This window comes from Thermasporomyces composti (assembly GCF_003386795.1).
In the GTDB taxonomy this organism is placed as follows: domain Bacteria; phylum Actinomycetota; class Actinomycetes; order Propionibacteriales; family Actinopolymorphaceae; genus Thermasporomyces; species Thermasporomyces composti.
This window is the reverse complement of record NZ_QTUC01000001.1, coordinates 2,660,522-2,684,947: the sequence shown is the minus strand read 5'-3', so window position 1 is coordinate 2,684,947 and position 24,426 is coordinate 2,660,522. Positions and strand designations below refer to the sequence as shown.

Genomic DNA, 24,426 nt, shown 5'->3' with positions numbered 1-24,426 from the left:
CGTCACGGCGTCCGGACGCGCAACAGGTGAAGGCGTCAGCCGATGCCGAGTCCGTGCCACTCCAGGCCGGCGGCGCGAACGTCGTCCGCGGGCAGGTGGTTGCGGGTGTCGAGCACGACTGGCCGCACCATGAGGTCTGCCAGCCGTCCCCAGTCGAGGTGCTGGAACTCCGGCCACTCCGTGAGCACCACGAGCACGGAGGCGCCCTTCGCGACCCGGTACGGATCGTCGACGACCACGGCCGGCACCACATCCGCACGCTCCGCCCTCACACCCGGGTCGTACGCCGTGAGGTCCGCGCCGTCCTCCCCAAGCAGCCGAGCGACCGTCAACGCGGGCGAGTCGCGCAGGTCATCCGTGCCGGCCTTGAACGCCAGGCCGAGCAGACCGACCCGGACCCCGCGCAGGGATCCGTCGGCCGAGCCGGTCGCCAGGCGGCGCGTCCGCGCGACCACTCGGCGCGCCTGACGGTCGTTGATGGCCAGCGCCTCCCGCACCATGCCCGCGTCAACCCCGACGGACGCCGCCGCGCGCACCAACTCGTGGGCGTCCTTGGGGAGGCACGAGCCACCCCACCCGGGGCCCGGCCGGAGGAAGGCGGGTCCGATTCGCTCGTCGTACCCCATCGCCTCGATGACATCGCGGATGTCCGCGCCGACCTTCTCGCACAGCTCGGCGAGAACGTTGGCGTAGGAGACCCGCAGCGCCAGCATGGCGTTGGCGGCGTACTTCGTCAGTTCCGCACTGACCGGGTCGGTCCAGACCCGTGGCGCTGGGATCGCCTCGTACAGCTCGCTGAGTCTGTCACGCGCGTGCGGGTCGTCGACGCCGATGACGATGCGGTCGGGTGAGAAGAAGTCGCGAACGGCCGTGCCCTCGCGAAGAAACTCCGGGTTGCTGGCGACCGAGACGTCCGGTCGTCGGAGAAGCTCGCGGATCCGATGGGACGTGCCGACGGGCACGGTGGACTTGGTGACGACGACACAACCGGACGGCAGGGAGGTCCGCATCTTGGCGAGGACGGTCCGTACCGCGCCGAGGTCAGCGCCACCGTCGTCGCCCATCGGCGTGGGCACGCACAGCAGGACCAGGTCGGCGTCGCGGACGGCTTCCGGGAGCGCGGTCGTCACCCGCAGCCGTTCGGACGCCAATCCCTCCCGCAGCAGCTTGTCCAGGTCCGGCTCGTAGAACGGAACCCGCCCCTCGCACAGGCTCGCGACCTTGGCCGTGTCGTTGTCGACGCACACGACGCGGTGGCCGAGCCGGGCCAGGCACGTGGCGCTGGTGAGGCCCACGTAACCGGCACCGACCACGGTCACCCGGCAGCTACCCATGACCGTGTTCCTTCGCCAAGGACTCTCTCGAGAGAAGCCGTTCCGCCAGGGGTTCGGTCGTCGAGGGCTTCGGAGTGGTCCCGCCGGCGAGGAGGCGACGCGCCTCGTGCAGCACGTCGGCGTCCGACACCCGCAGCAGGCCCGGGTCCGGCGTGTCGGCGAACGTGTCACCGAGCCGGCCCGCCCACAACGCGACGTGCTGCGGCCGGTCACGCGGCGGCCCCCACGTGTGAGGCGAGACCGGCCCGAACAGCAGCACCGACGGCGTCCCATAGGCCGTGGCCAGGTGGCCGACGCCGGTGTCGCCGCACACCACGAGCGCCGCGTCGGCGACGAGCGCGGCGAGGTCGACGAGCCGGGTCCGGCCCGCCAGCAGCGCGTCGCCCGGAAGCCCGGCCGCCGCCACCACTCGCTCCGCGAGGGTGTACTCGGCCTGGCTGCCGGTGACGACGACGAGGTGCCCGGCCTTGGCGAGCTCTCGCGCCACCCGCGCGTACCGCTCACTCGGCCAGCGACGCGCGGCGTGACTCGCGCCCGGATGGATGACCACCGCACCCGGCGCTGGGCTGGGCACCGCCGGCCGTGCCAGGGCGAGGTCCGCAAGGTCGGCGGGGACACCGGCGTACTCGACGAGACGACACCACCGGTCGATCTCGTGGAGATCCTCCACCCACGCCGGACCGTCCACGTCGGGGAAATCCGGATGGGCGTGGCTGAGGAGTCGACGCGGCGTGAGAGCCAGCAGACCGCGGATGCTCTGCGGTCCCATGCCGTGCAGGTTCACCGCCAGGTCCGGCGGCGCCTCCCGCCACGGCACGGACGCGGGGTGCGTGGTCGGTGCGATGTCGTCCACCCCGCCGACGAGCGACACGACAGCAGCCAGCGCGGCCGGGGTGGCGAGCACGAGCCGGTCGTCGGGATACGCCCGTCGCAGCGCACGTACCGCCGGGACGGCGGTGAGCAGGTCACCCAGCCCGAGCGCCCGCAGCACCACGATCGTGCGCCGGCTCAGGGCCATGAGGTCTCCTCCGACGGGCAGATCACCATCTCCCGCACCTCACAGCCCGGCGGCTGGGTCAGCGCGACGAGCACCATGGCCGCCACGTCCCGGGGGTCGTTGAGGCTGGCACCCGGCGGCGGCTTGTACTGCTCGTCCCGACCGTCGAAGAACGGTGTGCGCATGCCACCGGGCACGAGCAGGGTGACGCCGATCCGGCCGGCCGTCTCGGCGGCCAGCGCGCGAGTGAAGCCGACGACCCCGAACTTCGAAGCGCAGTACGCCGTGGCGTCGCTCACCGCCTTGAGCCCGAGCGTGGACGCGCAGGTCACGAGCCTCCCGCGAGAGCGCTCGAGGTAGGGCAGGGCGGCCCGGGCGACCGTGGCGGTGCCGATCAGGTTGACCTGGATCACCCGTTCCCAGTCGTCGGCGGGGACCTCGTCAAGCCGGCCGCAGGAGTCGACGCCGGCCGCGGTGAACACGCCGTCGAGGCGTCCCCCGACGTCGTCGACCAGCTCACGCACCGCGCGTTCGGTCGCCTCCCGGTCGGCCAGGTCGGCCCGGACGAACTTCGCGGGCCCCTGAGGGGTCGCCCGGTCGATGACCAACGCGGTTCCTCCGTGCGCCACCACCGCCTCGACGGTGGCCGCGCCCAGCCCTGAGGCGCCGCCGGTGACGAGGACGTTCCCGGGTGATCTCATCGGCTCGCTCCTTCCCCGTGTTCTTGTCAGGCCCCGTGTTCTTGTCAGGCCCCGTGCTCGTGCCAGACCCCGTGTTCGTGTCCGACACGGCGCGGGAACTCAGCCGCGAACGCCGCTCACCAAGCGAGTGGTCGAGTAGCCCGCAACCGTGGGGATGAGGACGACCTCGCCGCCGTGCCGGCGGACGACCTCCGCTTCGGGCAGCTCGGTGTCGGCGTAGTCGCCGCCCTTCACCCACACGTCGGGGCGGAGTCGCTCCAGCAGGTCGAGGGGCGCGGTCTCGTCGAAGACGACGGCGGCGTCGACGCAGTCGAGCGCACGCAGCATCCCCACCCGGTCGCGCGCGGTCATGATGGGTCGACCTGGCCCCTTGAGCCGCCGGACGGACTCGTCGGAGTTGACGCAGACGATGAGGACGTCACCGAGCTCCCGCGCCCGGCGCAGCAAGCTCACGTGCCCCGGGTGGAGCAGGTCGAAGCAGCCGCCGGCGGCGACCACCCGCCCGCCTCGCCGGCGCACCACGTCAGCCAGGTCGAACGCGTCCGTCACGACGGCCGGACGGCGTGGTTCCGGCGCCACGGTCACCGCGCTCGCCCCGCCGGCCGCGACGAACGCCGTCGCCTCCCGTACCGCGGCCCGCGCGGCGTCCCGGGGCGACGCGCCGGCGAGCAGCGCCCCAGCCGCGGCGACCGCGAAGCTGTCCCCCGCGCCGCAGGTGTCGGCGCCTGGTGGCACGACAATGTCGTCGGGCGACGGGATCCGGCTCACGCCGTCGACCGCGGTGTCCGCCGCTCCGACGAACGCGGCCCCGCGCGCCCCGAGTGTGACGACGACAGCCTGCGTGCCCCACGTCTGACGCAGCGCCGCCGCGGCACGGAACGCGTCGACGCTGCCGATGGTGGCCTGGCCGTCCGTGGCCCGCCGACCGTTGAGCGCGTCACCGTTCGGCGTGACCGTCACGCCGAAGCCGTTCGACTCCGCCACGAGGGCGGCCGCGAAGGTCTCGGCCTCGTCCTGGTTCGGTGTGGCCAGGCACAGGCCGGCGACGGGAGTCGAGCCGCGCGGGTGCGGGTCCCACACGACAGGGACGCGGGACGCGACTCGGGCCAGCTCCCGGCGAAGCGCCGAGACCCCCGCGACGCCTCGCCCGTAGTCGGCCACGAGCACCGCGCCGGCGTGGCGCAGGACGGTCAGCGCCCGCTCGCTCGGGATCTCGTGGGCTGCCTGCCCGTCTCCGTCGTCGAGGCGCACGAGCACCTGCCCGGCGGCCCGCACCCGGGTCTTGCGCACGGTCCGGCCGCGCAGCGGCAGGCCGACGACCTCCACCTCGCCGCCCAGCATGGCGTGCAGCTGCTGGGCGGCCGGGTCGTCGCCGAACGCACTGACCAGCACCACGCGGTGGCCGGACCGGGCGGCGAGCAGCGCGGCCAGCCCCGCCCCGCCTGGGCGCGACCGCTCGCACTCGACATCGACCACGGGCGCGGGTGTGTCCGGACACAGCCGCTCGGTGGTGCCCTCGATGTCGACGTCGAGGAGTGTGTCGCCGACGATGACGAGCTCTCCGCTCATGCCGGTTCCTCCTCGCCCAACGGCCGCCTCGCCCGCAACGCCTCGTCGAGGACCTCGCACAAGGCGTGGATGAGCAGCAGGTGGACCTCCTGCACGGTCGCGACCTCGTCCGCCGGGACGCAGATCCCGTCGTCGCAGATCGACGCGAGCTGGTTCGGCTGAGGGCCGGTGAGCGCCCAGGTCGTCAGACCCATCGCGTGCGCGTTCGCCGCGGCGGCGAGGACGTTCGCGCTGCGCCCGCTCGTCGACAGGGCCACCAGCACGTCGCCCGGGCGACCATGCGCCCGCACCTGACGGGCGAAGACCTCGTCGGGTCCGTAGTCGTTGAGGATCGCCGTGATAGCCGAGGTGTCGGCATGCAACGCGAGCGCCGCGTAGGGCGGTCGGTCCCTCCGGAACCGGCCGGTCACTTCGCTGGTCAGGTGCTGCGCTTCGGCCGCGCTGCCGCCATTGCCGCAAGCGAGAAGTCGGCCACCGGTCTGCAGGACGCCGGCCAGGTGCGATCCCCAGCGCCGCAGCGTCGCCATGACCGCCCGGTCGGTCTCCATCCTGCCGACCGTGCGGCGCAGGGCGGCGAAGTGCTCCTCGATCACGGCTCACCTCCCGCCGCTGTCGCGCTGGACGTCGGGTCGACCGCACACAGCCGCGCGTAGTGCGCCTGCGTCTGCGCCGCCACGCTGTCCCAGCCGTACGCCGCACGAGCGCGGTCCGCTCCCGCCGCGCCGAGCTTGGCGCGCAACGCGCCGTCGTCGAGGAGCTCCGCCAGCACCCGGCCGAGCCGCTCGCTGTCTCGAGGTGGGACGAACCGCCCGGTCACCTGCTCGACCACGGTGTCGAGGTGGCCGCCGACCGCGGTGACGACGGGAGGAACTCCGCAGGCCATCGCCTCCAGCGGCACCATGCCGAACGGCTCGTACCACGGCACGCTGACGACGACGTCCGCCGACCGATAGAGGGCGGGAACGGCGTCCCGGGCGACCCGACCGATGAAGCGCACCCGGTCGGCGACCCCACACTCGGCGGCGACCGTGCGCAGCCGTCGCACCTCCGGGTCGGCCTCGAGCCTCGACGGAGCCGGTCCGCCGGCGACGACCAGCTCGGCGGCCGGGACGGCGGCGAGGGCGCGGATCACCGTGTCGACACCCTTGCGCTCGACGAGCCGCCCGATGCTCAGGATTCGGGGACGCGCGGAACGCGGCGCGACCGGCCCGTCGGGGGTGAAGGTGGTGAGGTCCACGCCGCAGGGCACGACCACGGCGCGGCCCTCGGGCATGCCCATCGCCCGCAGCTCCGCCACCTCCTCCGCACAGGTGGCGACCACGAGGTCGGCGGCACGCACGAGCTCCGCCTCGAGCCGCAGTCGGCTCGGCGGGCTCGGGTCCTTCGCGCCCTGGTGGCGCCGCTTGACGCTGCCCAACGCGTGGAAGGTCTGCGCCCATGGAACACCCACGGCTGCCGCGGCGTAGCGGGTGGCCAGGCCGCTGAGCCAGAAGTGGGCGTGGACGACGTCCGGCCGCCAGACCGACCACCGCCGGGCCAGGTAGGAGCCGAACTCGCCCATGTACGGCAGCAAGTCGTCCTTGCTGATCGCGGTCGGCGGTCCAGCCGGCACATGCTCGACGACGACCCCGTCGGCCGTGGGCACCCGCGGCGGCAGCGCACGCGCGTCCCGGCGGGTGTAGACGACGACCTCGTGACCGAGCCGCACCAGCGCCCGGGACAGCTCCGCCACGTGGACGTTCTGACCTCCGGCGTCGGCACCACCCAGCGGTGCCAGCGGACTGGCGTGCTCGGAGACCATGCCGATCCTCATCGGTCACCTCCTTCCTCGTCGGCGGGTCACCTCAGACGTGCGCTCATCGAGTCACCTCCTCGAAGACCCGGTCCCACGCCGCGAGGAACCGGTCCAGGGAGTACCGCTTCGTCGCCGCGGCCCGGGCGGCGGCGCCGGCCTCCCGGGCACGTTCCGGATCGGCGAGGAAGCCGCGCAGCGCGTCAGTCAGCACCTCTGGTCGGTTCGACACCACGCCCGCGTCGGACGGAACGGCGTCCACCGCCTCCGTGGTGGCCAAGCTGACGACCGGCATGCCGAGGTGCATGGCTTCCACCAAGGCCAGGCCGAGCGACGTCCACCGGAATGGGTGCAGGTAGACCCGACGGCGGGCCAGCTCCTCGTGCATGCGGCGCTGCGGCAGGTCCTCGAAGGTGGCGACGCGACCGTCGTCGACCCCCACGTGGGTGGGCAGGTCGCGCACCCCCATGCCGAACACGTCGAGCGGGCTGGTGCGGCTGAAGGTCGCGAGCAGGTCGGTGCCGGTGACCCGCCAGCGTCGTATCGGCTCGTTGATGACCACACCGGCGCGAGGCCGGTCACCCTCGTACCGGTAGCCGGGGTCCACGATGCCGTGCTCGACGACGGTCGTCGGAGCGCGACCGCAGTCCCAGAACAGCTGGTTGAAGTGCGTGACGTGGACGATCGGGATCGCCGACTGCTCCGCCAACGGGTGGCGGCCGTCGGGCACCCGCTCGCGTGGGGTGTTGTGCTCGACGTAGACGGCGGGAACATCTCGGCCGGGACGACGGCCGAGCCACCGCTCCGCGAGCCGCAGCTCGCTCGTCCGCTGCAGCACCACGACGTCAACATCCGCTTGACGCAGCTCCCGCGGAGTCACCTCGACCGCGTTGGCGGGCCAGCGGTAGGTCCGCGCTCGGCCTCGCCCGTCCGGCCCTCGGTCCCGAGTCACCGGCACCAGGTAGGTGTGGGGCCCGTGGACGAACGCCGTGCTCCACGCGCCGTGGACGTGCCAGTGCAGGATCCTCATCGCGACACCTCCGCCAGGTGCCGCACCGCGTGCACGACCTCCTCGACCGTCACGCCGGCGAGGCAGGGATGTCCCGCGACCGGGCACGTCCGGGCACGGGTGTCGCGACAGGGCGCGGCCTGGTCGCCGAGAACGACGCTCGGCACCCCATAGGGCGCCCAGCGGGCCGCCGGCACGACCGGCGCGAACAGCGACACCACCGGCGTTCCCACCGCCGCCGCCAAGTGGGCTGGGCCGGTGTTGGGCGCCACGACCACCCGCGCGCCCTCGAGGACGGCCGCCAACGTGGGCAGGTTGGTCATCCCCGCGAGGTCGAGACCCACGTCACCGGCGACGGTGGCCGCCAGCTCCCGCTCGCTCGCCGACCCGGTCACCACGACGCGGTAGCCCACCTCGTGCAGGCGACGCACCGTCGCCGCGTAGCGGTCGGGCAGCCATGCTCGGGCCGGCGCGGAGACGCCGGGATGGACGACGACGTACGGTTCTCGGCCGACGAGGTCGGACACGTCCGGGAGAGGTCGTCGAACAGCGAGCCTGCCGTCGTCGCCGTCCGGCAGGTCGAAACCGGCCGCTCGCGCCAGGGAGAGCGCGCGCTCCGCCTCCGGCGGATCGCCGTCGACCCGGTGCCGCAGGTCGAGCAGCGATCCCGGGTAGTCCTCGCTGATGGCGCCGATCCAGTCCACGCCCGCCAGTCGGAGCAGCAGCGCCAACGGCAGCGGCGACTGGTGGAACGAGGTGAGGATGAGCGCCGCGTCCGGAGCGGCGGCACGCACCTGCTTGTGCAGGAGAGCGACCTCGGTCTCGGTGACCGGCTGCGGCTCCGGGTCGATCCACGGCGCGCACCACTCCAGCACCTGGCTGACGCCGGGCAGCAAGTCCGCGGCGTCCCGACCGCGCGGGCCGGCCAAGAAGACCACCGAGTCGGCGTGCGCGGCCACCGCCCGGACCGCGGGGCCTGCCAGCAGGACGTCCCCGATGTTGTCCAGGCGCGCGACGAGGATCCGACCGGTCACCTCGTCCACCCCCGAGGACCTCGGTGGTCGCGCGTCGGCGAGTACGGCCGCACCCGAGCGTGTCGGATCGCCCCCAGCACCCGGTACGCGCACGCGACGGGCGGGATGAGCACACTCGTGACCGCCATCCGGGCGACCTCGGTCGGGGTGCGTGGACCTGCCACGATGCGTCGCGCCGCGAACTCGCCCGTCAGGCCCGCCCACACCGCTCCGGCGACGAGCGCGGCGATCCGCCGGCGCCGCGCCGCCAGACCGAGCGCGGTGGCGCCGGCGGCCGTCGTCACCGCGTGCAGGCGCAGGCGTCCGGGGGACGCGCCGGCCCGGCGGCGCCACGTCCGTCCGTGCCGCCGCCGCATCAGCGCGTCGTCGGCGTTGCCGGCCTGGGCGCGCACGCTGGCGAAGAACCCCGACGGCCGGACGGGATGGAGGACCTCGCGGTCACCCGCGACCAGCTCGTAGCCCGCGCCGCAGACGCGCAGCGCCAGGTCGGAGTCCTCGCGATAGGCGCGCCGGAACCGCTCGTCGAACCCGCCCACCTCGGCGAGGACATCCGTCCGGTACGCCATGTCGGCGGTGATCCAGCGAGCGTGCGCCAGAGCGGCGGTTCCACGCTCGGCGTCGGTGGGACGCCGCTCCGGCGGCAGCGGAACCCGCACCCGTCCCTGGCTCCCCGCGACGTGGTCCGGCAGGTCGCGCACGTCGTCGTTGAGCTGCTCCAGCCACGTCGGCCCCGGCACGACGTCGTCGTCGAGGAACGCCACCCACGTCGAGGCGGCTGCCCGCCACCCGACGTTGCGCGCCGCCGCCGGACCCCGCCCACCGGAGAGCAAGACCTTGACCGGGACCGACGTCGGCGGCAACACGAGTGGCGGATCGGGGTATCGCCGGTCGTCGACCACGAACACCGCCTCCGGCGCGGGACCGCGCGACGTATCGAGGGCGACCAGGCAGCGGACCAGGCTGGTGCGGCCGACCGTGGGCACGACCACCGAATAGGAGGCCCGCCTGGACGAACGGTTCGCGCCATCCGCGGGTCTCGGTTCGCTGGTCACCGGACTGGAGCCCCAGGCGGCCCGCGGATCCGGGCGCGACCACGACGCCGGGGGTCTCATGCCGCCCTCCCCGACGCCGCGACGCCGGACCTGCGGACCAGGTACGGCCCGATCGCCAGGAGGTCGACCGGCGCGGAGCCGAAGCACTCCAGCGCGTCCCGGGGATCGTCCACCATGGGCCGTCCCGCCGTGTTGAGGCTGGTGTTGACCACGACGGGAAGGCCGGTCCGCTCGGCGAAGCGGTCCAGCATCCGGGCCAGGAGTGGCTCGCTCACCCGGTCGACGGTCTGGATGCGGGCCGTCCCGTCGACGTGCGTGACCGCGGGGATGCGCTCCCGCCACTCCCGGCGGACGTCGTGGACGAACAGCATGTACGGGCTCGGGATCGGCCCGCGCTCGAACAGCTCCCCCGCGCGCTCCTCCAGCACCATGGGCGCGATCGGCCGGAACCGTTCGCGACCTTTGACAGCGTTGAGCCGGTCGAGGTTCTCGGCTCGACCCGGGTGCGCGAGCAGCGACCGGTGGCCGAGCGCCCGAGGCCCGTACTCGCTCCGACCTTGGAACCACGCCACGGTCAGGTTGGCGGCCAACGCGTCCGCGACCGCCACCGCGACGTCCGGAGGCCGCTCGTAGGCAACGGCGGCGGCGTCCAGCCAGGCGGCGAGCTCCTCGTCGCTCCAGCTCCGACCCAACGCGGCGGTCCGCATGGGCTCGGGCCGCTCCCCCTCGATCGCGGCCACGTGCAGCGCCGCGCCGAGCGCGGTGCCCGCGTCGCCGGCCGCAGGCTGCACCCACATTCGTTCGAACGGGCCCTCGGCCAGGATGCGCGTGTTGGCCACACAGTTGAGGGCGACGCCACCCGCCATGGTCAGCGCCGTGGCGCCGGTTCGCTCGTGGAGCCAGCCGACCAGCTCCAGCAGCACCTCCTCCAGGCGGGCCTGCACGCTCGCCGCCAGCTCGGCGTGCTCGGCGCGCAGCTCGCCGCCCGGGGGTCGAGGCTCGGCCAGCTGACCCCAGTCGATGGGCTCGACGATGAAGCCTCCCTCGCCGGTCGTCTGGACCGCCTCGCGCATCAGGTCGAGGAAGCGCGGCTTGCCGTAGGAGGCGAGCGCCATGACCTTGTACTCGTCGCTGGACCGCGTGAACCCCAGGTGCTGCGTCACCTCCTCGTACATCAGGCCCAGCGAGTGCGGGAGTCGCTGCGTGGCGAGCGTCGTCAGCTCGGTGCCCTGGTAGAGGCCCGCGAGATAGGAGGCGCACTCACCGCGTCCGTCGGCCACGAGCACCGCCGAGTCGTCGAAGGGTGCCGCCAGCCCGGCGGAGGCGGCGTGCGCCACGTGGTGTGGCACGAACCGCACGATGGCCGGGTCCAGACCGGGGAGCGCGGTGGCGAGGAAGTGGGGCGCCCGGCGGGCGTAGGTGGTGCGAAGCTCTTCCCAGGGCTCGTCAAGTCCGGGTTGCCCTGGCTCCACCAGCGACGGGTCATAGGAGTAGGCCACCGCGTCGAGGTCGGACGGCTCCAGCTTCCCCGCCTCCAGGCACCAGCGAGCCGCTTGCTCCGGAAGCTCCCAGGCGGAGAACGGCACGGGCCGCTTGCCGTGCTTGCGCCGGTTGAATCGCTCCTCCTCCGCCGCCGCGACGAGCCGTCCATCGACGACGAGAGCCGCCGCCGGATCGTGGAAGATCGCGTTGATGCCAAGGATCCGCATGAAGCCCCCCAGGTCTCTCGCTGGTCGGTCCGGCGCTCCGCGAGCCTTGCCAGAGCGTCCGCTCAGCCGTGCCACAGCGGGCTCCGTACCGGCGGTGGACCTCGGTCGGCGCGGTCCTCGTCGCGGCTCCTCTGCCCCTGCTCGTGCCCCATCTCGCGGGCGAACCAGTCGATCGTGTGCCGGAGCCCTTCCTCCAGGCCGACGTGCGGTCGCCAGCCGAGCAGCGACGTCGCCAGTGAGATGTCCGGGCATCGCCGTCGCGGGTCGTCGACGGGACGCTCCACGTGGCGTAGGTGGACCGGTTGCCCCGTGAGCTGCCCCACCTTCTCCGCGATCTCGCGTACCGTCCGCTCCTCAGGGTTACCGATGTTCACTGGGCCAGCGACGTCGCTGTGGGCGAGCGCCATGATTCCGCGTGTGGTGTCGCTGACGTAGCACACCGAGCGCGTCTGGAGACCGTCACCCGCGACGGTCAACGGTTCCTTCGACAACGACTGACGGATGAACGTCGGAATCATTCGGCCGTCGTCAGGCCGCATTCTCGGTCCATAGGTGTTGAAGATGCGCACGATCGCCGTCGACAGCCGGTAAACCCGACGATAAGCCATCGTCAACGCCTCGGCGTACCGCTTGCTTTCGTCGTAGACGCTGCGCGGGCCCACGGAATTCACGTTTCCCCAGTAGCTTTCGGTCTGCGGGTGCACCAACGGATCGCCGTAGATTTCACTTGTCGAGGCGAGGACGAACCGTGCGCCTTTTGCCCGCGCCAGCTCCAACGCGTGCGCGGTCCCCACCGCGCCCACCCACAGCGTCTCCAGTGGTCGCCGCAGGTAGAACGCCGGCGAGGCCAACGACGCGAGGTGGAGCACGAGGTCGACCGGACCGGGGAGAGCTCTGACATGGCGCGGATCGCAGGCATCACCGACCACGAGCTGGAAACCGTCGTGGTCGAGCAGCGAGGCGACATTCCGGGCGTCACCGGTCGCGAAGTTGTCAACACAGACCACCTCGGTCCCATGCTCGAGAAGGTATTCGCATAGGTGGGAACCGAGGAAACCGGCGCCGCCGGTTATCACCGCTCGTCGAAAGTTTCTCCGCACTGCTTCCCCGCCCCATGGCAGACGCTCATAACTTCTGCCCGCCTACCCTGGGTATTCGCGAGGCAAACATCACCGAGTACGTACTCGGCAATGCGGAATAGTCGCCGAAAACGAGGGCACCGACCACGGACCGAATCAATGGCGCGGCGAATGATAAGAGATTCGCCACGCCGTCGCGCCACAGTGCACTCACGCCGGTCGGCTGTCAGCGAAACATGGGCGCGGTGGCCTCGAGCAGCCCGGTGGAACGCGGACCCTCGCGGTGGAGAAGGTGACGACTCGTCGCCTGCTGGGTCGACGTCCTGGGTCGACCTCTTGGATCGACTTCCGGGTCGGCTTCTGAGTCGACGAGCTGCGGCAGCCACGGACTCACGACCGCCGAGGGTCCCCGGCGGCGCTGGGCTCCATGGCCGGCTGACGGTCGTGCGAGCGCGGCGTGGCACGAGGTCCTCGACGGGGCCAATGGCGACAGTCCACACGTGGGCGACGCCCGACCGCGTGCCTGGAAGGAAGAACGTCTGGCGATGAACTACCTGGCGGCGAGATCCTCCAAGGAGACCAGACCCACGACCTCGTCGCCATCGACCACCGGCAACCGCCGAACGCCCTGCTCCTGCATGAGTCGTGCGGCTTCGTCCGTCGACGATGACGCTTGCACGGTCACCAGCGACTCGCTCGCGACGTCCTGGACCGGCGTCGTGTCCGGATCCGCACCCTCCGCGAGGCCGCGCACCACGATGTCGCGGTCGGTGACCATTCCACGCACACCGGTATCGGAGAACGTGAAGAGGGCACCCACGTTCTTGGAGCGCATCTCTCGAGCCGCGTCCGTCAACGTCGCATCCTCGGGCAAGCCGATCGGACCCGCCGTCATCACCTCTCGCACCAGGGTCATCACGCACCTCCTTCTGCCGGTCAGAAACCCGTACCCGCGGCCCGGGAGATCATGCCGGCGCGCTCGTCGGCTCCGGCGATCCGACCCATCGCGACGCCGGCTGTTCCGATGGCGAGGTGAGCTGCACGGGCGTGCCCTCGTCCAGCGCTCCTCAGCGCGCGTGCGGCCCGCGGACGCAAGGGATCAGGGTTCGGACGCGTCCCGTCACCGCGAGAAGAGCCGCGAGCCTCCTCGCCGAGCAGGCCTGGGCGACGAGCGGCGACGAGCTGAGCGGCGCGGATGGGCGCGCGGTGTGAGGAAGCCTCGCTCGACGCGGCCGGTGTCCTGTCGCGGGCCGCCCGGTCAGGACTCATCAGCCGGCGTCTCGCGCCCACCTCGCGCACGGGAGTCGCGACGCATGCGCGGCAAAGTGGAGGGTAGGGAGTGGGGTCACAGACGCCTTTCCCCAAGGCTCCCCAAGGCCAGGAATCCTCGAGGACCACCATGTCGATCTGGTCGCGGCTGTTGCAGCGGCTACGAGACCGGGCTGTCGCGCGCAAGCTCGGCGAACAGGACGCGCCCGCTGACATGGGGACGGCCCGGACCCGGGCGACAGGTGGTGTGGCCGGTTCGGAGAACGCAACGACGACGGGGACTGGCCCCAGCGAGATGTTCGTCGGTCGGGTGGCGGGCGATGAGTCCGACGCCGGGGAGACCGGCGCTGAGCGGCGGGCCACCGCGGCCCGTCAGCGAGCGGACGAGCACGCGTCACCGCCGGGGTCACAGGCTGCGCGAGGGGCGGACGACACGCCGGAGGCGTGACCGGTCCGCCCCTCGTCTTCCTTCCTGCTCTCGACGCTCGTCCCGAAGGTGGCGCCGTGCGACTAGCGCCGCCTCCGCTGGTCTGGCAGATCGTCAATGTCGGCCTGCCGGACCACCTCACCAGCCTCGGTGATCGCCGTTGGCAGCGGCCTGGTGGTGGTTGACGGTGTGGTCGACGCCGTGGACGCGGCGGCCGCGGCCACCTCGGTCGGCGGCCGCATGGCCGGCATGCGTCGGCGAGCCGACGCCTCCGGAAGCTCCTCCAGCAGCTCGCGGCCCTCGACCAGCGTGCGGTAGACGCGCTCGTAACCCTCGGCCATCACCGGCAAGTCGAACTTGGCACGGACGTGTCGGCGACACGCGGTCGGCGACAGCTCCTCAGCGGCGACGATCGCGGCCGGGAGGTCGTCGAGGTCGTCGATGATGTGGCCGGTGACACCGTCGGCGACCACCTCAGGAACGCTGCCGCGACGGGTCGCGACGACTGGCGTCCCACAGGCCATCGCCTCGATCATCACCATGCCGAACGGCTCGTCCCACTGAATGGGGAAGACCAGGCACCGTGCGCCGGCGAACAGCTCACGCTTCATCGTGGCGTCCGCTTCACCGACGTACTCCACGCCAGGGCCGAGCCGAGGCTTGATCTCGGCTTCGAAGTAGGCCTTCTCCAGGGCCTCGTTGCACTTGCCGGCCAGGATGATGCGGCGCCCAGCACGCCGGGCCGCGTCGATCGCCAGGTGCGCGCCCTTGTCCGGGTTGAAGCGACCAAGGAAGAGCACGTAGTCGTCCTTGGTCTCCGCGAAGGGAAAGGTGTCGACGTCGATCGCGTTGTGGACGCGACCGACCCAGTTGAGGGCAGGGTTGAGCCGCCGCTGCGCGTCGGAGATGGCGACGAGCTCGATCGAGTCACCGAGGTAGCGGAAGTAGTCGCCCGGCTCACCCGTCACCGGACCATGCGCCGTGACCACGGTCGGGATCCGGCGACCCCGAGCGAGCAACGGCCCAGCGCAGCAGTGGTCGTGAACCAGGTCGACGTCGAGGCCTTCGAGGGCCTCGGCCGCGGCGGCCGCGTGTACCACCTCCGGCATCGCCTCGCCCAACCGCTGGAACGGCGGCTCGGGGAAGACCTGGACGAAACGCTGAGCCTTGGTCCCGTTCCGGCCCGACCCTACGAGCGTGATCTCGTGTCCACGCGCCACCAGCGCGTCGACCAGGTCGGCGACCACCGATTCGATACCGCCATAGCCGACGGGTGGGAGCTCGAACCACGGCGGTGCCACCATCGCGATGCGCAGGGGTCGTCTGGTCGTCCACCCGGCGGTGGACACTATGGGGTGCTCGAGGGCCATAGCGTGTCGTCCTCCCGGGTCACACGTGAACGGTCCATCCGACCCGAGAGCTGCGACGCGGGGTGCGCCACGTCCTCGGGTCGTCACTCCCCGCTTGAGCGGCCCTGGGTGTGACGTGCACGCTCCCGCGCGAGCTCGGCCTCAAGCGCAGCGACTCGCGTCTGGAGTTCGATGACCCGGCGTACCCCGGCGAGGGTGAGTCCTTCCGCGACGAGGCTGCACACCTGCGCGACCTGATCGATCTGGTCGCGGCTGTACCGGCGCTGCCCGCCTTCCGAACGGGCGGGAGACACAACGCCCTCTTGATCCAGCCGTCGCAGGAACGCCTGCTTGACCTGCAGCATCTCCGACACCTGGCCGATGGTGAACACAGGTGCCTGAGGGTCATCGATCGGGAGCCTCACGGTTGTCTCGCCGCAATCGCAGGGAAGTTGCAAGCGGATTATGAGGTTTCCTGCCAGCTCGTTGCAACGATGGTGTCCTGTACGTCCTCATCGCGTGTCTTGCCCCTACGTTCCGTCGCGCTTCCGTCACCGCCAGCTCGTGTCTGGCCGGGTTCCTCCAGCGGTTGGCCGGGCTCGGCCCGGGTTTGACGAGGGTTTCGTCGGGCACCGGTCGTGCAGCGCCCAGTCCGGCGTGACCCGAGTCCTCGCGCGCGGGCGACCGCCGCCACCGCAGGGGCGATCCGAGCGACCCGGGACAGACCCTGGGAGGCCAAGATGGACGAGAAGCGGGCACGGGAGCGGCTGCTCGCCGAGCGAGCCGACCTGCTGCGGATGCTCGAACGGGCGGAGGAAGCCGGCCAGGAGAGCCAGACCCAGCAGGAAGGCCCTGGCGACATTGGCGACGTCGCCCAGCCGCTGACCTCCGAGGCGACCGCTGGCGCCATCGCCGCCCACCTGCGCGAGCGGCTCGCCGCGATCGACCGGGCGCTGCGTCGCCTCGACGACGGCACTTACGGACGGTCGGTGCGTTCCGGACGGCCCATCCCAGACGAACGCCTCGAGGCTGATCCGGCCGCGGAGCTCACCGTCGAGGAGGCCAAGGAAGACTCCCGAACCTGAACCCGCGCCTCATCGACCGTCCCGCCCACCGCGGACGCCGACGCAACGCGTGCCCGGCCGCGCTGCGGCGCCTGGTACGCCCAGTGCCACACCAGCTCCAGCGGACCCCGCTCGAACCGTCGGAGCCACCATGTGGCGAGCACGGTGAACAGCGCGCAGATCCCGAGCCACGCACCCGGCACCCACCACGGCCGAAGACCGTCCAGCCGGCTCGCCAGCCCCAGGCCCCAGCCGTAGCAGAGGACGCTGGCCACGAGGTTCTGCAAGACGTAGCAGGACAGCGAGGTCCGACCGACCGCGATGAAGCCGCGCCGCAGCGGCCCTCCGGCCCGGCGTGCGTCGCGCGTCCGGTAGGTGACCGTGGTGACCAGGCCGAGGAGACCCAGCGCGACCAAGGGCGGCAGCAGGTAGCGGTCGACCAGACTCCAGTCCGGTCCCGCGAACGTCGTGAGGACGTTCAACGGAAGCCCGACACCGAAGCCCAGTGTCATGAGCCTGCGGCGGACCGTCGCGCCCCTCGTGCTGTCCTCGAACGCGCCCGCACGCAGAAGTCGTGAGCCAGCGAGGAACAGCACGATGCAGAGCGGCATGATCAGGACCGACTCGCTCCGGTACGCCGGCGCCAAAGCGAGCCGGTCCGCCACCTGCTCCGCGTAGCCGCCGTGGCTGAACAGGTCCGGCCGACTCGGCGCCACGAGCGGCTGCTCCTTCACCTCCGGCGGCGTGGCCAGCAACCCCAGGGTCAGCAGGCTGATGAAGGCGACGTGCAGCGTGCCGGCGCCGACCATCCACCACCGCACCGCCCGGTCGCTACGTCCCACGAGGTACGCCACGACCATCGAGGCCACCGCGTACCCCATGAGCACGTCGAACTCGAAGACCAGGACGTAGTGCAGCAAACCCTCGCAGAACAGCAGACCCGCTCGCCACAGGTACCAGCCCGGCCACCGGTTGCCCCGGCGGCGCGCGGACCGGTACTGCAGCTCCAGACCCACGCCGAAGAGCAAGGTCAGCAGAGCCAGCGCCTTGCCGTTGAAGACGAACCGGATCGCCGTCTCCACAGCCCCGGCGAGGGAATCCAGGGACGGCAGGCTGGCGAGGGCGTCCGGAGGGCCGGCCGGGTTCGTGAAGATCCAGACGTTCGTGCCGAAAGTTCCGACGATCGCGAGCCCACGCAGGATGTCCAGCACGTCGAGGCGCCGGGATGCGGCAGGCACGGAGCTTCCCCCCTCCATGGATCCCTACGGGTGCGTTGCCGAGACGAGAGAGCGGTGCGGTGGCGGCTGGCCTCGCCCAGCCCGGACGGGTCGCCTCCGGGCCGCCACCAGCGTGCTGGGTCAGGGGTCCACGGGTCGTCAGGACGACGTACCATCCGGGCGTCCTCCTTTCGTCGGACGCTCGCGCGGCCTGATCAGGCGTTCGACGGACGCTTCCGACCTATCGCCCGTGCTGAGATGAACGCTGTGCCCGACCCGCGCCCGCATCTGAGGTGGTGGCTGCGCGAGCCTTGGCGCGATCCGCTCGTCGCCGCCGCGCTCTTCACCTGCGGGGCGCTGCTCTACCTCGCCGGGTTCGACATGCTGGTCTCCGGTGAGGTCGAGGTTCCCCTCAGCGTCCAGTTGTCGGTCCTGGCGTTCGCGTGCTGTGGCTCGATCCTTCGAGCACGGCGACCCATCCTCGCCCTCACGATCGGCATGACGGCCATCGCCCTCGCCGCGGCACTGTCCGTCAACGGCACTTTCGGGAGTTCTGTCCCCCTCCTCCTCGTCGTCATGGACCAGCTCTTCGCCGCGACCCTCTACGGGTCACGTCGAACCAGTCGGGCCATGGTCGTGCTCGCGGCGGTGATCCTCGTCGGCTCGGGCGTCGTCACGTTCGCGTTGACAGGCGACTGGCGCCAAGCGTTGGTCCTCGCCTGGGGGGTCGGCGCGCTGCCCATCGTCCCGGTGTGGTGGGCGATGAACATCCGACAGCACCGCGAGATGGTGGCGGCCGAACGCGAGCGGTCCGAACAGCTCGCCCGGATCGCGGAGCTCGACCGACGCGCGGCCATCTCGGCCGAACGGGCCCGGATGGCGCGGGACCTGCACGACGTGGTCGCGGGTCACCTGTCCGCGATCGCGATCCAGTCCGAGGCGGTGCTGTCGATGGCCGACAAGGACCCCGCCACGGTCCGAAAGGTCCTCGAGGCCGTGCGGGAGAACGCCGTCTCCTCCCTGACCGAGATGCGCGCCATGATCCGGATGCTGCGGTCCGACGACGAGGACTCGCTCGTCGCACCGGCGCGGCTGCGCGATGTGGGTCGCCTCGTCGAATCGGCTCGCGCCGGCGGCCTGCGCGTGGAGGTCAGGTCGAACCTGCCGGTCGTGGGCGGTGAGCCCACCTCGGTGGCGGGCCCCGACCCTGAGCCGGACGGCGCACACACTCAGGGCGTGCTCGCCACCGCGTCCACCGATGGGTCGCTGCCCGCCGCCGTCGACCAGGCCGCGTACCGGATCGTGCAGGAGGCGCTGACGAACGCCGTCAAGCACGCGCCAGGGGCCAAGGCGACACTGAGTGTGGAGCAGAGCGACGGTCACCTGGTGGTGGAGGTCACGAACGACCTCAGTACAGCGACCGGCGCGACGCCAACCAGCGAGGCGGATCGAACGGGAACCGGGTTGATCAGCATGCGGGAACGCGCCGAGGCGGTCGGCGGCACGCTCGACGTCGGTCCCGACGGCGGCGCGTGGCGGGTCCGAGCGGTCCTACCGACGAAGGGGTGGAATCCGTGAGCATCAAGGTCCTCGTCGCCGACGACCACGCCGCGATTCGCGCGGGCCTGGTCCTCATCCTCAACGGCGCGGACGACATCGAGGTCGTGGGCGAAGCCGCCGACGGCGAGACCGCCGTGCGCATGGCGCGGGCACTCAAGCCGACCGTCACGCTCATGGACATCCGGATGCCCGGCATGGACGGGATCGAGGCCACCCGCGAGCTCGTGCAGGACAAGGTGTGCGAGGTCCTGGTCCTGACAACGTTCGACCTCGACGAGTACGTCTACGCGGCGCTGCGCGCCGGGGCCGCAGGATTCCTGCTCAAGTCGGTCGAGGCGCCTCGCCTCATCGAGGCTGTTCGGCTGGTGGCCGCCGGCGACGGAGTGCTCGCACCTGGCGTCACCCGCCGACTCCTCTCCGCCTTCGCCGCCCAGGCCGGGACTCCCGAGCGGCGTCCACCCGACCTGGACGCGCTGACCGACCGTGAGCTCGACGTCCTGGCTTGCCTGGGCGAGGGCCTGTCCAACCAAGAGATCGCCCGCCGTCTCTTCATCAGCGAGGCGACTGTCAAGACGCACGTGTCACGGGTGCTCGCCAAGCTGGACTTGCGCTCCCGCGTCCAGGCGGCGATCCTCGCCCAGGAGGCCGGCCTGACCAAGCAGGCCTAGTCACGAGATGAGCCGCGCGGACAAGGCCTCGGCCAGGTCGTCTTGATCTTCGGCACTGACCTGCTCGTCCTCGCCACGTCCCAACAAGCCGAACACCTTGGGCCCGACCATGGACGGCTCGAAGTCCGGACGGCGAGGCACGACGTGGAAGTGCAGGTGAAAGCCCGGCGCCTCGCCGAACTCGGCGACGTAGGTCTTCGGGATCCCGAGCTCAGCGGCTAACGCACGCGCGAGCCGGACCTGCCACACGCCGAGGCTCTTCGCCTCCTCGTCGGACAGCTCCGCGAGCTCCATCACGTGCCGGCGCGGCACCAAGACCAGCCAGCCGAGCAAGGCGCTACCGAACGCGTGCGCGACACGCCAGTGGTCGTCGTACGCGATCCGCTCCCGCGGCGGCAGACGGTCGAACTCCGCCTCACGGTCACAGACGTAGCAGCCGGTCGCCATGACTCGACCCTATCGTCGCAGCGCCTCGACCGCGGCGACGAACTGCTCACCTCGATCGGCGTAGTCGCGGTATCGGTCGAAGCTCGCGCACGCGGGCGACAGCAGCACTACGTCCCCTGGACGCGCGATCTCGGCCGCGCGTCTCACGATGTCCGACATCGACCCGTCGACGATCTCGTAGTCACGCACTTCGGCCGCGCGCAGCGCCGCCGCGATCCGCGGCGCGTCGTCTCCGGTGAGCAGCAGGGCTCGAATGTCCGCGCTCGCGATCGCCTCGGCGAGCGACTCGAACGACAGTCCCTTGCTCGACCCGCCGAGAATCAGCACCTTCGGCTCGGGATAGGCGGCGATCGCCGCGCGGGTCGTCTCCGGCGTCGTGGACAGCGAGTCGTTGACATACCACACGCCCCTGATCTCGCCGACCGGTTGCAGCCGATGCGGCAACGGCCGCATCGAACGAACCCCGGACACCAACGCGTCGGTGTCGCCGTCGACCAGGTCGTAGACGGCCGCGACGGCTGCGGTGAGATTTCGCAGGTTGTGATCCCCGCGGAGTGGGATGTCCGCCCTGTCGACAAGCACCGTCGACCCTCGGCGAATCTGCCCGTCGCGGGCGTGGAACCCGTCCTCGACCCCGAAGGGGACCGCGCGCGCCGGGCTCGCGGAGGCGATCCGTGCCGCGACCGGGTTCACGGCGTCGTACACGACCACGTCGTCGGGACGCTGGTGCGCTGCGATCGGCGCCTTCGCCGCGTAGTACTCGTCGAGGTCGGTGTGCCAGTTCAGGTGGTCCGGTGTGACCGCGAGGACGACGGCGACCCGCGGCGAGACCCGCGCGTCAATGAGCTGGAAGTTCGACAGCTCCAAGACGACGATGTCGTCGGGGTCGACCTTGTCGAGGTAGTCCAGCGGTGGGATCCCGATGTTTCCGCCGACGAGCACCGTCCGTCCGGCGGCCCGCAGGATGGACGCGATGGCCGTGCAGGTCGTGCCCTTTCCCTGGGTGCCGGTGACCCCGATGACCAGGCCGGGGCAGCGCTCCAGGAACTCCCGCGTCACGCTCGTGACGTTTCCGTCGGGCGGAAGGAGGTCTGGCCGCACACCAGGGCTGCGCACGATGAGGTCGAAGGCGTCGATCCCGTCGAGGTACGTCGGCCCGACCCGCGACGCGATTCCGTCCGGGAGTTCCTCGCTGAGGGTTGGCGCGCACACGGTGACGTCGTGGCCGCGCCGCGACCAGTAGGCGGCGGCCGCCTGGCCTTCCACGCCGTAGCCGATGACGGCGACTCTCACACGCGACTCCTTCGCATCGAGACGGCCCCGACTGTCTCCGTGGTCGGACCACGATCAACCGGACGACACCCTAGTCCGGCCATTCCCGACGCGAGCGAGCCGACACGAGCTAGCGCTCAGCATGGAGCTGGGCCGAGCCCAGTGGGCTCGGCCCAGGTGTCCCGAGGTCGTGGGTCAGTCCGTCGCCTCTGGTGGTGGCGCGTGCCACCAGCGAGCCTTGTAGATCTGGGAGCCGTGGAGGGTGAGCCGCTCCGTGCGGTTGTACAACGTCACCGTGTCCGTGCACCAGGTGCACAGGTTGCCCGGCTGAATGTACGTCGTGAGGACCTGACCCGACTCCGCGTCGTCGCCTACCGCTTTGACGCCGCTTCGGCTGATCTGGTTCGCGCCGCGGTAGTCCTGCGTGAACGTGTCCTCGTTGATCGAGTACTGGTAGACCTGCGACCCGGTCGTGATCCAGAGGCGGTCTGGGTTGGCGGCGACCGGCGTCAGGTCGTGGCCATAGGGCGTCGGGAGTGCCGTGCGCCGGACCTCGGTGAGCGTGGGCGCGTCCGGCATGCCGCCGAGACGGTAGGCAAGGAGGTCGTTCCCGCCCAGCGCCCACAGCAGCTGTCGTTCCTCATCCCAGTGCACGCCGTGGGCGTCGTGCAGGTCGACCTCGATGTACGTCGAGGACCGGGGGCCCTGCGAGGCGGTGTAGATCCGCAGCCACCCGCCGGTGCTCGCGGCGATCGCGACGTTCCCGTCCGGCAGCAGCTCGATGCTGTGGGGGTTCTGGCCACGGCCCACGCTCGTCGCCCAGTACGGCGTCCCCTCCGGGTACGCGATGACACCGACGAACCCCCACGAGTCGGTGGTGAGCAAGTACGGCTTGCCGTCGCGGTAGCGCAGCTTCGCCTCGTCCGGCACGCCCCAGTCGACCGCCAGGTCGGCCAGACCGTTCGCCGCGCTGGGACGCCACTCCCACTGGATCTCCGCGTTCTCGAAGCTCTTCCGATCAGACGCCAAGACCAGAATGCGGTCCGTCGCCTGCTCGGTGAGGACGATCGAGGCGGCGCTGTCACCGGCGGCGGGTGGAAGCGCCGAGGCCGTGGCCACGCCCGTTGCTGTCATCGCAACGGCGAGCCCGACCACGGTAAGACCGGTACGCAGCGATCGGTGTCGGTGACCTCGGAATCGAACACCCATGAGCGACTCCTCTACTGGTGGGCGAAAACTCGTCGCGACCGCGTCAGGACCGAGGGACTCGAGCGCGAGCGCCTCAGCGTTAGTCGCGCCTATCGCTCGATGTGCTGGATGCCGGGGACCCCGGCCTCGAGGTGGATGGTCGCCGCCGTCTCCAAGGGCGCGCCGGGCTGCGTCACGTACGGCACGACCCGGTAGTGCGCGCGCCACGTCGTCGAGGTGACGTCGCACCGCACGTAGCCGCGCTGGGCGTTGTGGAAGCGCATGTGCGGGTTCTCCCGCAGCCAGGTCTCCCCCAGCGCGTCCATCGGTTGGCCGTCTCGTCCCGAGCTGATCGACGTACCGAGTAGCTCGACGCCCACGATCGGGGACGACAGGTCCTCGAAGTTCAGCCTCAGGTCGGCCGCCACACTGCGGTGGGCATCGCCGGTGACGACGACGAGGTTGTCGACGCCTCGCTCGTGGACGCCGTCGAACAGGCGTTGCCGGGCCGCTGCGTACCCGTCCCAGGTGTCCATGCCGTAACGCTCCGCGGGCCCGTCCTCGTGGTCGGCTTTCATCATGAAGATCTGGTTGCCGAGGATGTTCCACGTCGCCGACGAGCGGGCCAGACCGTCGAGCACCCACTCCTCCTGCGCGGGACCGAGCATCGTGCGCCGGGGGTTCCAGCGGTCGGATGGGTCGGTGAGCTGGACGTCCCGGAACTGCCGGGTGTCGAGCATGTCGAGCTGCGCCAGCTGACCGAAGAAGAACCGTCGATACAGCCGCATGTCCGGGCCGTCCGGCATGGAGGCCATGCGCAGTGGCTGGTGTTCGTAGAACGCCTGGAACGCCGCCGCTCGGCGCTGGAGGAAGACCTCTGGGTCCTGGTCGGGTTCGTCGTCGGGCTGGGAATGCTCGCCCGCCCAGTTGTTCTCGACGTCGTGGTCGTCGACGGTCACGATCCACGGAAACGCCGCGTGCGCCGCCTGGAGGTCCGGATCGAGCTTGTACTGGGCGTGGCGAACACGGTAGTCGGCGAGCGTGAAGGTCTCCGCCGCCGGCAGGTGGCCGCGCCCGATGCTGCCCTGGGCACCGCCCTCGTAGATGTAGTCGCCCAGATGGATGGCGAAGTCGAGATCCTCGCGCGCCATGTGAGCCAAGGCCGTGAAGTATCCCTCCGGGAGGTTCTGACAGCTGGCGAACGCGAACGACAGCGACGAGATGGCGGCGCCGACGGCCGGTGCGGTCCGCGTTCGCCCCACAGGGCTCAGGTATCGCCCGGCGCGGAAGCGATACCAGTACTCGCGATCCGGTCGGAGTCCCGACACTTCGACGTGGACCGAATGAGCGAGCTGCGGCGTCGCCGTCGCCGTCCCGGTGCGGACGACACGTCGAAAGGAGGGGTCCTCGGCCACCTGCCAGTGGACCGGAACCCTGAGGTCCGGCATGCCGCCCGTGCCGTCCTGCGCGGTCGGCTCTGGAGCCAGACGTGTCCACAGCACGACACCGTCCGGCAACGGATCCCCCGACGCCACGCCCAAGGTGAAGGGATCGTCAGCGAAGCTGGGATTCGCCCACGCTCTGCGGGGCGATGTCAGCGCGGAGTCGATCGCGAGCGCGAGCGCTCCGCTCCCGGCGACCGTGAGAAAGCGACGACGACTGGCCGCGACGGCTCGAGCCGACATGTGC

The 24,426-nt window shown here is 71.3% G+C and carries 23 protein-coding genes; 4 read left to right on the top strand and 19 right to left on the bottom strand.

Annotated features, from left to right (window positions below; all coding sequences use genetic code 11):
- Positions 1 to 35: 35 nt before the first annotated feature.
- The 12 genes from DFJ64_RS11630 to DFJ64_RS11580 form a co-directional block, all read right to left on the bottom strand.
- Positions 36 to 1,334: a UDP-glucose dehydrogenase family protein gene (locus DFJ64_RS11630; protein WP_115850465.1), complete on the bottom strand. Its 1,299-nt coding sequence runs from the start codon at positions 1,332 to 1,334 to the stop codon at positions 36 to 38.
- Positions 1,327 to 2,352: a glycosyltransferase family 9 protein gene (locus DFJ64_RS11625; protein WP_115850464.1), complete on the bottom strand. Its 1,026-nt coding sequence runs from the start codon at positions 2,350 to 2,352 to the stop codon at positions 1,327 to 1,329. The genes DFJ64_RS11630 and DFJ64_RS11625 overlap by 8 nt, the downstream gene beginning before the upstream one ends.
- Complete coding sequence (locus DFJ64_RS11620) at positions 2,343 to 3,032, bottom strand: SDR family oxidoreductase (protein WP_115850463.1); 690 nt, start codon at positions 3,030 to 3,032, stop codon at positions 2,343 to 2,345. The genes DFJ64_RS11625 and DFJ64_RS11620 overlap by 10 nt, the downstream gene beginning before the upstream one ends.
- Before the next feature lie 99 nt (positions 3,033 to 3,131).
- The gene (locus DFJ64_RS11615; RefSeq protein ID WP_115850462.1) at positions 3,132 to 4,601 is read right to left on the bottom strand and encodes a PfkB family carbohydrate kinase; all 1,470 of its coding nucleotides are present in this window, start codon (positions 4,599 to 4,601) and stop codon (positions 3,132 to 3,134) included.
- Entirely contained in the window at positions 4,598 to 5,194 is a 597-nt protein-coding gene (locus tag DFJ64_RS11610) for a D-sedoheptulose-7-phosphate isomerase (RefSeq protein ID WP_245941085.1), read from the bottom strand. Before DFJ64_RS11610 ends, DFJ64_RS11615 begins: the two co-directional genes overlap by 4 nt.
- Complete coding sequence (locus DFJ64_RS11605; protein ID WP_115850461.1) at positions 5,191 to 6,414, bottom strand: glycosyltransferase; 1,224 nt, start codon at positions 6,412 to 6,414, stop codon at positions 5,191 to 5,193. The genes DFJ64_RS11610 and DFJ64_RS11605 overlap by 4 nt, the downstream gene beginning before the upstream one ends.
- Positions 6,415 to 6,457: 43 nt before the next feature.
- Positions 6,458 to 7,423, bottom strand: a complete 966-nt coding sequence (locus DFJ64_RS11600) for a glycosyltransferase (protein ID WP_115850460.1) — start codon at positions 7,421 to 7,423, stop codon at positions 6,458 to 6,460.
- On the bottom strand, positions 7,420 to 8,445 hold the full coding sequence (locus DFJ64_RS19475; protein WP_245941084.1) for a glycosyltransferase family 9 protein: 1,026 nt from the start codon (positions 8,443 to 8,445) through the stop codon (positions 7,420 to 7,422). The genes DFJ64_RS11600 and DFJ64_RS19475 overlap by 4 nt, the downstream gene beginning before the upstream one ends.
- Positions 8,433 to 9,419 carry a glycosyltransferase family 2 protein gene (locus tag DFJ64_RS19470; protein ID WP_211310583.1) on the bottom strand — a complete coding sequence of 329 codons (987 nt, stop codon included), beginning with the start codon at positions 9,417 to 9,419 and terminating at the stop codon, positions 8,433 to 8,435. The genes DFJ64_RS19475 and DFJ64_RS19470 overlap by 13 nt, the downstream gene beginning before the upstream one ends.
- 125 nt (positions 9,420 to 9,544) lie before the next feature.
- Positions 9,545 to 11,197 (bottom strand): carbamoyltransferase family protein, encoded by a 1,653-nt coding sequence (locus DFJ64_RS11590; RefSeq protein WP_115852020.1) that lies wholly within the window; start codon positions 11,195 to 11,197, stop codon positions 9,545 to 9,547.
- Positions 11,198 to 11,259: 62 nt separating this feature from the next.
- Positions 11,260 to 12,273, bottom strand: coding sequence for a GDP-mannose 4,6-dehydratase (locus DFJ64_RS11585; RefSeq protein WP_245941083.1), 1,014 nt, complete (start codon positions 12,271 to 12,273; stop codon positions 11,260 to 11,262).
- A gap of 553 nt (positions 12,274 to 12,826) precedes the next feature.
- Positions 12,827 to 13,192: a CBS domain-containing protein gene (locus DFJ64_RS11580; RefSeq protein WP_115850458.1), complete on the bottom strand. Its 366-nt coding sequence runs from the start codon at positions 13,190 to 13,192 to the stop codon at positions 12,827 to 12,829.
- 483 nt (positions 13,193 to 13,675) lie between these two features.
- Here DFJ64_RS11580 and DFJ64_RS11575 point away from each other — a divergent pair, with 483 nt between their 5' ends.
- Positions 13,676 to 13,993, top strand: coding sequence for a hypothetical protein (locus DFJ64_RS11575; protein WP_115850457.1), 318 nt, complete (start codon positions 13,676 to 13,678; stop codon positions 13,991 to 13,993).
- Positions 13,994 to 14,055: 62 nt separating this feature from the next.
- Here the strand turns inward: DFJ64_RS11575 and DFJ64_RS11570 are convergent, their stop codons facing one another.
- Positions 14,056 to 15,342 carry a glycosyltransferase family 4 protein gene (locus DFJ64_RS11570; protein WP_211310582.1) on the bottom strand — a complete coding sequence of 429 codons (1,287 nt, stop codon included), beginning with the start codon at positions 15,340 to 15,342 and terminating at the stop codon, positions 14,056 to 14,058.
- An 83-nt stretch (positions 15,343 to 15,425) separates the two neighbouring features.
- Entirely contained in the window at positions 15,426 to 15,713 is a 288-nt protein-coding gene (locus DFJ64_RS11565; protein ID WP_211310581.1) for a MerR family transcriptional regulator, read from the bottom strand.
- A gap of 348 nt (positions 15,714 to 16,061) precedes the next feature.
- Between DFJ64_RS11565 and DFJ64_RS19245 the strand changes: the two genes are divergently transcribed.
- Positions 16,062 to 16,406, top strand: coding sequence for a TraR/DksA family transcriptional regulator (locus tag DFJ64_RS19245; RefSeq protein ID WP_147304679.1), 345 nt, complete (start codon positions 16,062 to 16,064; stop codon positions 16,404 to 16,406).
- Here DFJ64_RS19245 and DFJ64_RS11560 read toward each other — a convergent pair.
- Positions 16,298 to 17,623, bottom strand: coding sequence for a DUF418 domain-containing protein (locus DFJ64_RS11560; protein WP_245941082.1), 1,326 nt, complete (start codon positions 17,621 to 17,623; stop codon positions 16,298 to 16,300). The two genes, DFJ64_RS19245 and DFJ64_RS11560, sit on opposite strands and share 109 nt — an antisense overlap.
- Before the next feature lie 237 nt (positions 17,624 to 17,860).
- On the opposite strand from DFJ64_RS11560, the gene DFJ64_RS11555 reads away from it, so the two are divergent.
- The gene (locus DFJ64_RS11555; RefSeq protein ID WP_115850454.1) at positions 17,861 to 19,180 is read left to right on the top strand and encodes a sensor histidine kinase; all 1,320 of its coding nucleotides are present in this window, start codon (positions 17,861 to 17,863) and stop codon (positions 19,178 to 19,180) included.
- On the top strand, positions 19,177 to 19,830 hold the full coding sequence (locus tag DFJ64_RS11550; RefSeq protein WP_115850453.1) for a response regulator: 654 nt from the start codon (positions 19,177 to 19,179) through the stop codon (positions 19,828 to 19,830). Before DFJ64_RS11555 ends, DFJ64_RS11550 begins: the two co-directional genes overlap by 4 nt.
- Here DFJ64_RS11550 and DFJ64_RS11545 read toward each other — a convergent pair whose 3' ends face one another.
- The 4 genes from DFJ64_RS11545 to DFJ64_RS11530 all read right to left on the bottom strand — a co-directional run bounded on the left by DFJ64_RS11545 (position 19,831) and on the right by DFJ64_RS11530 (position 24,422).
- On the bottom strand, positions 19,831 to 20,277 hold the full coding sequence (locus tag DFJ64_RS11545) for an HIT family protein (protein ID WP_115850452.1): 447 nt from the start codon (positions 20,275 to 20,277) through the stop codon (positions 19,831 to 19,833).
- Between the two features lie 9 nt (positions 20,278 to 20,286).
- Entirely contained in the window at positions 20,287 to 21,570 is a 1,284-nt protein-coding gene (gene murD / locus DFJ64_RS11540) for a UDP-N-acetylmuramoyl-L-alanine--D-glutamate ligase (protein WP_115850451.1), read from the bottom strand.
- 174 nt (positions 21,571 to 21,744) lie between these two features.
- Complete coding sequence (locus DFJ64_RS11535; protein WP_245941081.1) at positions 21,745 to 22,668, bottom strand: DUF6528 family protein; 924 nt, start codon at positions 22,666 to 22,668, stop codon at positions 21,745 to 21,747.
- 179 nt (positions 22,669 to 22,847) lie between these two features.
- Positions 22,848 to 24,422: an alkaline phosphatase D family protein gene (locus DFJ64_RS11530; RefSeq protein ID WP_115850449.1), complete on the bottom strand. Its 1,575-nt coding sequence runs from the start codon at positions 24,420 to 24,422 to the stop codon at positions 22,848 to 22,850.
- Positions 24,423 to 24,426 lie beyond the last annotated feature (4 nt).

Excerpts from the sequence above, each read along its gene's own strand:
- DFJ64_RS11630 (WP_115850465.1), bottom strand. The coding sequence starts at position 1,334 with ATGGGTAGCTGCCGGGTGACCGTGGTCGGTGCCGGTTACGTGGGCCTC.
- DFJ64_RS11625 (WP_115850464.1), bottom strand. The coding sequence starts at position 2,352 with ATGGCCCTGAGCCGGCGCACGATCGTGGTGCTGCGGGCGCTCGGGCTG.
- DFJ64_RS11620 (WP_115850463.1), bottom strand. The coding sequence starts at position 3,032 with ATGAGATCACCCGGGAACGTCCTCGTCACCGGCGGCGCCTCAGGGCTG.
- DFJ64_RS11615 (WP_115850462.1), bottom strand. The coding sequence starts at position 4,601 with ATGAGCGGAGAGCTCGTCATCGTCGGCGACACACTCCTCGACGTCGAC.
- DFJ64_RS11605 (WP_115850461.1), bottom strand. The coding sequence starts at position 6,414 with ATGAGGATCGGCATGGTCTCCGAGCACGCCAGTCCGCTGGCACCGCTG.
- DFJ64_RS11600 (WP_115850460.1), bottom strand. The coding sequence starts at position 7,423 with ATGAGGATCCTGCACTGGCACGTCCACGGCGCGTGGAGCACGGCGTTC.
- DFJ64_RS11590 (WP_115852020.1), bottom strand. The coding sequence starts at position 11,197 with ATGCGGATCCTTGGCATCAACGCGATCTTCCACGATCCGGCGGCGGCT.
- DFJ64_RS11580 (WP_115850458.1), bottom strand. The coding sequence starts at position 13,192 with ATGACCCTGGTGCGAGAGGTGATGACGGCGGGTCCGATCGGCTTGCCC.
- DFJ64_RS11575 (WP_115850457.1), top strand. The coding sequence starts at position 13,676 with ATGTCGATCTGGTCGCGGCTGTTGCAGCGGCTACGAGACCGGGCTGTC.
- DFJ64_RS11570 (WP_211310582.1), bottom strand. The coding sequence starts at position 15,342 with ATGGCCCTCGAGCACCCCATAGTGTCCACCGCCGGGTGGACGACCAGA.
- DFJ64_RS19245 (WP_147304679.1), top strand. The coding sequence starts at position 16,062 with ATGGACGAGAAGCGGGCACGGGAGCGGCTGCTCGCCGAGCGAGCCGAC.
- DFJ64_RS11555 (WP_115850454.1), top strand. The coding sequence starts at position 17,861 with ATGAACGCTGTGCCCGACCCGCGCCCGCATCTGAGGTGGTGGCTGCGC.
- DFJ64_RS11545 (WP_115850452.1), bottom strand. The coding sequence starts at position 20,277 with ATGGCGACCGGCTGCTACGTCTGTGACCGTGAGGCGGAGTTCGACCGT.
- DFJ64_RS11530 (WP_115850449.1), bottom strand. The coding sequence starts at position 24,422 with ATGTCGGCTCGAGCCGTCGCGGCCAGTCGTCGTCGCTTTCTCACGGTC.